This window comes from Corallococcus sp. CA049B, from assembly GCF_003611685.1.
GTDB classification, from domain to species: Bacteria; Myxococcota; Myxococcia; order Myxococcales; family Myxococcaceae; genus Corallococcus; species Corallococcus coralloides.
In genome coordinates, this window is record NZ_RAWC01000092.1 from 25943 (window position 1) to 32110 (window position 6168).

At 73.9% G+C, this 6168-nt stretch carries 4 protein-coding genes; all 4 read left to right on the top strand.

Annotated features, from left to right (window positions below; all coding sequences use genetic code 11):
• Window positions 1-4: 4 nt before the first annotated feature.
• Complete coding sequence (locus D7W82_RS20775) at window positions 5-373, top strand: protein CrdC (RefSeq protein WP_120620012.1); 369 nt, start codon at window positions 5-7, stop codon at window positions 371-373.
• Window positions 370-2223 carry a methyl-accepting chemotaxis protein gene (locus D7W82_RS20780; RefSeq protein WP_120620013.1) on the top strand — a complete coding sequence of 618 codons (1854 nt, stop codon included), beginning with the start codon at window positions 370-372 and terminating at the stop codon, window positions 2221-2223. Before D7W82_RS20775 ends, D7W82_RS20780 begins: the two co-directional genes overlap by 4 nt.
• Before the next feature lies 1 nt (window position 2224).
• On the top strand, window positions 2225-4036 hold the full coding sequence (locus tag D7W82_RS20785) for a methyl-accepting chemotaxis protein (RefSeq protein WP_120620014.1): 1812 nt from the start codon (window positions 2225-2227) through the stop codon (window positions 4034-4036).
• Window positions 4033-6168, top strand: a 2136-nt coding sequence (locus D7W82_RS20790) for a chemotaxis protein CheA (RefSeq protein ID WP_120620015.1), incomplete at its 3' end; no start/stop codon positions are given. The genes D7W82_RS20785 and D7W82_RS20790, both read left to right, overlap by 4 nt.

Sequence of the window (6168 nt, forward strand, 5' to 3'; positions counted from 1 at the left end):
CCGCATGCTTCCCGCGGGCCGGGTCGAGGGGACGCTCCTGTGCCACGTGGGGCCGCACCGCATCGCCTTCGAGGCGGGCGAGGTGGCCTCCATCGCCGCGCCGGACGCGGGCACCGTGTCCGCCCACCGGGCCTTCCTGGGGGCAGGAGGTGCCCAGCGCGTGCTGGTGACCGCCACCGGAGAGACGGTGGGCGTGGACGGGCTGGAGATCGACTCGGAGGTGCTGTCCGTGCTGCCGCCCTCGCCGGTGGTGGCGGGGGCCTCCGGAGGCAGCCTGCGCGGCTTCGTGATTACGCGCGGGGTGCTCTGGCCGCTCTTGCGCCTGGACGCCTTCCAACGCTACCTGCGCGGGCTGGACGGGGAGGGCGCATGATGGCGCCGCTGGAGCTTCGCTCCCTGGGCCGCTGGACGACGCGGCCCCGCATCCCGGGCAGCTGCCTGGGCGTGGGCATCGCGTTCCTCCACATCCACCTGTCGCACACGCTGCCGGAGGCCGGGCGCACGCCGCTGACGTGGCTGATGTTCTGCGCGCTCGTGCTGTTCATCAGCGTGGGGTACGCGCGTGACACGCGGGCCCTGCGCACGCTCTTCGCGCTGGGCGAGGGCCGGCTGCCCGCCACGTCCGAGCACCTGCTGGTGGCGGTCCAGGAGGTGGCGGCCATCCCCGGCCGCAGCTTCTGGTTCGTGATGCAGGGCTGGCTGGGCGGCACGCTGACGGTGGCCCTGGCCTTCCCCACCCTGGCGGACGTGCCGTGGACGGAGGGCGTGCGGGTGATGGTGCTGGGGCTGTCCATCGGGCCCCTGAGCGCCATGCTCACCTACCTGATGGTGGTGCGCCGCGCGCGGGCCACGCTGGACCGGCTGGTGTCGCTGGGGCCGGCGCCGCTGGAGGTGCTGGCCGCGCTGCCGCCCCGGCGCATGCACATCCGCCGCCGGCTGGTGGTCTTCACCGCCATCGCCGTCCTGAGCCCGTCGCTCTTCATCCTGGACGTGGCCTTCACGCGCACGGTGACGGTGGTGGACGCGTGGACGCAGGCCACCACGCCGGAGGCGCGCAAGGAGGTGATGGCGCGGGCTCGCGAGGCGGACGGGCCACCCCTGGGGCTCATCGCGGGGCTCGTCACGCTGCTCATCCTGGGCACCGCGGCGCTCGCGGGCACGGCGCTGTCGGAGCCCCTGCGCGCCATCACCGAGGACGCGACGCGCATCGCGCGCGGCGAGGTGCGGCCCCCGCGCGTCATCCATGCCGAGGACGAGGTGTGGGCCACCTCCGCGGCCTTCACCCAGATGCAGGTCCAGCTGGTGCAGGCCCTGTCGCAGCTCAAGCGGGCGGGCATCCAAATCTCCTCCACCACCGAGCAGCTGGTGGCCACCAGCACGGAGCAGGAGGTGGGCGCGGACGAGCAGGCCGGGGCGCTCAACGCCACCAGCGCGACCACGGAGGAGCTGGCCCGGTCCGCGCAGCAGATCGCCGACAACGCGGAGTCCGTGTCCGCCATCGCGGAGACGACCTTCGGCGCGGCGCAGTCCGGCCAGCGCGGCGCCACCGCCTTCCTGGGCGCCATGCAGCGCATGCGGGAGGACAACGAGGCCATCGCGGAGGCGGTGGTGCGCCTCAACAAGCGCGTGCAGCAGATTGGCAAGGTGGTGGAGTTCATCAACGAGATCGCCGACAAGTCGGACCTGCTGGCGCTCAACGCGGAGCTGGAGGGCACCAAGGCGGGCGAGGTGGGGCGGGGCTTCTCGCTGGTGGCGGCGGAGATGCGAAGGCTGGCGGAGAACGTCATCCGCTCCACGAAGGAGATTGAGGGCCTCATCGGGGAGATCCGCGACGCGACGAACGGCGCGGTGATGGCCACGGAGGCGGGCCTGAAGACGACGGAGCTGGGCACGCTGCTGGCGGCGCAGGTGGACGACAGCCTGAGCCTCATCCTGGAGCTGGCGCGGCAGACGTCGCACGCGGTGCGCAGCATCTCGCTGGCGACGCTGCAGCAGCAGACGGGCACGGATCAGCTCGCGGCGGCCATGGGGGACATCCTGCGCGTCACCGAGCAGAACGCCGCGGCCACCAAGCAGATGGTGGCGGCCAACGCGGACCTGTCCACCCTGGCGGCGGACCTGCAGCACGTGGTGCAGCGCTTCCACGTCGAGCCGCCCGGCGTCGAGTCCACCGGAGCTTCCGGCGGGGCCCCCGGCCTGCCTGGCGCGACGGGAGGCGGGTGACATGGACCACTCCTCGCGCGCGGACTCCCGGCGGGCCGCCTTCAGCCAGCAGCTGATGTTCCCCGTGCCGCTGGCGAACCTGGTGGGCTCCACGCTGGGGCTGCACTTCGCGTCGCTCGTGGTGGGCAGGGACCTGAAGCTGCCATTGGGCGAGCTCGTCGCCCTGGTGGTGGGCGTGAGCGCGCTGCACATGCTCCTGGGTGTAGGTGTGTCCCTGCGCCGCTTCCCCCGGCTGCGGGCCCTCGAGCGAGGAGCGCTGCCGCCCACGCCGGAGCACCTGGCGAAGGCGGTGGGGGAGGTGGCCCGCGCGCCGGGCGAGGCGTTCTTCCGCTCGCTGGGGTTGTGGGCGCTGACCACGGGCGTGGTGGCGATGGCGCTCGGGTCGGCGGGGATCCTGTCTGGGAAGGAGACCCTGCGGGTCGCGGGGCTGGGGGCGCTGTTCGGCCCGCTCTCGTCGCTGCTCGTGTACGGGCTCGTCACGTTGAGGGCGCGGCGCGGCGTGCTGTGGGTGGCGGAGCAGGGGCTGTCGCACGCGCAGGTCATCGCCGCGCTGCCCCGGCGCTCGCGCATCCGCGCGCGGCTGGTGGCCTTCACCGCCATCTGCGTGGTGACGCCCGCGGTGATGTGCGCGCAGGTCGTCACGGCGCTGACGGACCGGCTCTTCCACCGGCTGGTGGGCGCGGACAGCCCGGTCGCGCAGGGCGCGCTGGTGGACGCGTACACGTCCAGCGCGCTCCTGTGCACGGTGGTGTTCGGCCTGGCGCTGGCCACGGCGTACCTGGGTGGCACGCTGCTGGGGCGGCCCATGCGGGAGCTCTCTGGCGAGGCGCGCCGCATCGCCGCGGGCGACCTGGCCAGCCCCCGGCTGGTGCCCGCGGAGGATGAGGTGTGGGCGGTGTCCGCGGCCTTCACCACGATGCGCACGCACCTGGCGGACGTGCTCGCGGAGCTGCAGCGCGCGGGCTCGCAGATTTCGGCCACCACGGAGGAGATCCTCAGCACCTCCGGGCGCTACGAGGCCGGCGCCGCGGAGCAGGCCAGCAGCCTGGACGAGACGAGCGCCACCACGGAGGAGCTGGCGCGCTCGGCGAAGCAGATCGCCGAGAACGCGAGCTCGGTGGCGGAGATCGCCCAGCGCACGCTGGCGGCGGCCCAGGGGGGACAGCGCAGCGCGGAGTCCTTCCTGGGGGCCATGTCGCGCATGCGCCAGGACAACCAGGCCATCGGCTCGGCGGTGGGGCGGCTGGACAAGCGCGTGCAGCAGATTGGGAAGATCGTCGAGTTCATCAACGGCGTCGCCGACAAGTCGGACCTGCTGGCGCTCAACGCGGAGTTGGAGGGCACCAAGGCGGGCGAGGTGGGGCGGGGCTTCTCGCTGGTGGCGGCGGAGATGCGCAGGCTGGCGGAGAACGTGCTGGAGTCCACCAAGGAGATTGAAGGGCTCATCGAGGAGGTGCGCGAGGCCTCCGCCGCCGCGGTGTCGGTGACGGGCGGCGGCGTGCGCGCGGTGGAGACGGGGACGGGCCTGGCGGAGCAGGTGTCCGAGTCGCTTCGGCAGATTGTCGACCTGGCGGGGCGGACGTCGGACTCGGTGCGGATCATCTCCCGGTCCACGCAGCAGCAGCAGGCGGGGACGGATCAGCTCGCGGAGACGATGGCGGACATCCTGCGCATCACCCAGCAGAGCCTCAACGCGACGAAGCAGGTGGGCGCGGCGAACGGGGACCTGTTGGGGCTGGCGCAGGACCTGCGCGGCGTGGTGGAGCGCTTCCAGATCCACCAGGCGACCCTGCGCAAGGGGGGCGGCGGGTGAACCCCAGCGAGCGGCTCCTCAAGCAGTTCCGCGACCTGGTCACGGTCCGTCTGGAGCGCATCAACCGCTCCCTGATGGAGCTGGAGTCCGGGGGCAACCTGGAGGCCGGGCAGCGGGTGCTGCGCGAGCTGCACGGGCTCAAGGGCGAGGCCCGGATGATGGGCTTCAGCGAAATCAACACGCTCGCGCACGAGATGGAGGAGCTGGTCCGGTGCGCGGAGCCGCAGCGCTACCGGCTGTCGTCGGAGTCCACCGACGCGCTGCTCGCCACGGCGGACACGGTGCTCGCGCTGTCGGGCGCGCTCCAGGCGGGGGAGCCGCTGCTGGCGGTGGAGACGCTGGTGGCCACGCTGCAGCAGCGGGTCAGCGTGGAGTCCGCGCGTCCGGCGGAGGGCGGCCGGGCTTCGAAGTCAGAGGGCACATCGCACCTCATCGTGACGGACCGCCGGGAGCCGTCTGGGGCCGTGGTGGTCCCCTCGCACTGGAGCACGCCCGCCTCACGCCCGGACGCTCCGGCGGCAGGCGCATCCCCGGGAGCCGCCGCCTCGCAGCTCCTCGCCACGGCCCTCCGGACGGAGCCACCCGGGAGTCTGGCGGGAACGCACGGGGAGCCGGCTGCCTCGGGGCATTCGCATCTCGTGGCTCCGGTGACGGCGGGCCCGGGGAGCCCTCACCTCGTCAGCCCCGCGCCGGGCACGTCCGCGAACCCGCCCCCCGCGAGCCCAGCCGCGTCGCCCGGCACGCGGATGGTCGACACCGCCCGCTCGCGCCCGCCCGCCGCGCCGAAGCACGCAACCGCCACGGTGCGCACCGGCGACGTCCGCATGGACACGGCCGTGCGCATCGGCGTGGCCAGCCTGGACATGCTCACCAGCGCGGTCACCAACCTGGGCCAGGTGGCCCGCCGCCGCGAACTGGCCACCGCGCGCCGCCTGGAGCTCGTGCGCGAATTGAGCGAGCTGGCCCGCGCCGCGGAGGACCTGGGCCCCGCGGGCGTCGCGCTCGCGGAGCGCCTGGGCCGCGCCAAGGAGCTGGCCGCCACCCTGCACCGCGAGGCCAAGCTGCTCGCCAACGCGGAGCTGCGCGACCTGGATCAGGTGTCGGAGGAGATCCAGGGCCTGCGCATGCTGCCCCTCTCCGTCCTCTTCGAACCCTATCCCCGCATGGTCCGTGACCTGGCGCGGGACCTGGGCAAGGAGGTGGAGCTCGTCGTGGACGGCGAGGACACCCGCGCGGACCGCTCCGTCGTGGAGGCCCTGCGCGAACCGCTCATGCACCTGGTCCGCAACGCCCTGGACCACGGCCTGGAGACGCGCGTGGACCGCGTCGCCTCTGGCAAGCACCCCCGGGGCTGCCTCACCCTGCGCGCCGCCCGCGAGGGCAGCCGCATCATCCTGCGCGTGGAGGACGACGGCGCGGGCATGGATCCAGCGCTCCTGCGCCGCGTGGCCGTGCGCCGGGGCGTCCTGGACGAGCCCGCCGCCAACGCCCTGTCCGACGCCGCCGCGCGCGAGCTCGTCTTCCTCCCCGGCTTCACCTCGCGCGACGTGGTCACCGACCTGTCAGGTCGGGGCGTGGGGCTGGATGCCGTGCGGACCTCGCTCCAGGCCCTGGGCGGCGACGTGGGCGTGGAGTCCGCGCCCGGCTGGGGCACCATCTTCACCCTGCGCGTCCCGGTGTCCCTCACCGTGGCGCCCCTGCTCTTCGTCCAGGTCTTCGACGAGACGCTCGCCCTGAGCGCCGTCCACGTCTCCCGCGCCCTCAAGGTGGACGCCTCCGAGGTGGGAGAGGTCGCGGGCCGTCCCACCCTCCGGATGGAGGGACGCGTGCTGCCCTTCGCCTCGCTGGCGTCGCTCCTGGGGCTGGCCACCGAGCGCCCCGCCCGGGAGGGCGAGCTGGTGCTGGTGGTGAAGGGCCAGGGCATGGAGGCCGCACTGGCGGTGGACCGCGTCTTGGAGGAGCGCGTCCAGGCCATCCTCCCCTTGAAGGGCATCCTCGCGCGCTACACGCACCTCACCGGGGCCACGTCGCTCGCGGACGGGCGGCTGGCCATGGTGCTGTCCGCGGCCGCGCTGGCGGCGGGCGTGCACGGCACCGCGCCCCTGAAGCTCGCCCGGCCCCCGGTGCGGGCC

Bases quoted from the DNA above. Each gene is read 5' to 3' on its own strand.
- D7W82_RS20775 (WP_120620012.1), top strand. From the start codon at position 5: ATGCTTCCCGCGGGCCGGGTCGAGGGGACGCTCCTGTGCCACGTGGGG.
- D7W82_RS20780 (WP_120620013.1), top strand. From the start codon at position 370: ATGATGGCGCCGCTGGAGCTTCGCTCCCTGGGCCGCTGGACGACGCGG.
- D7W82_RS20785 (WP_120620014.1), top strand. From the start codon at position 2,225: ATGGACCACTCCTCGCGCGCGGACTCCCGGCGGGCCGCCTTCAGCCAG.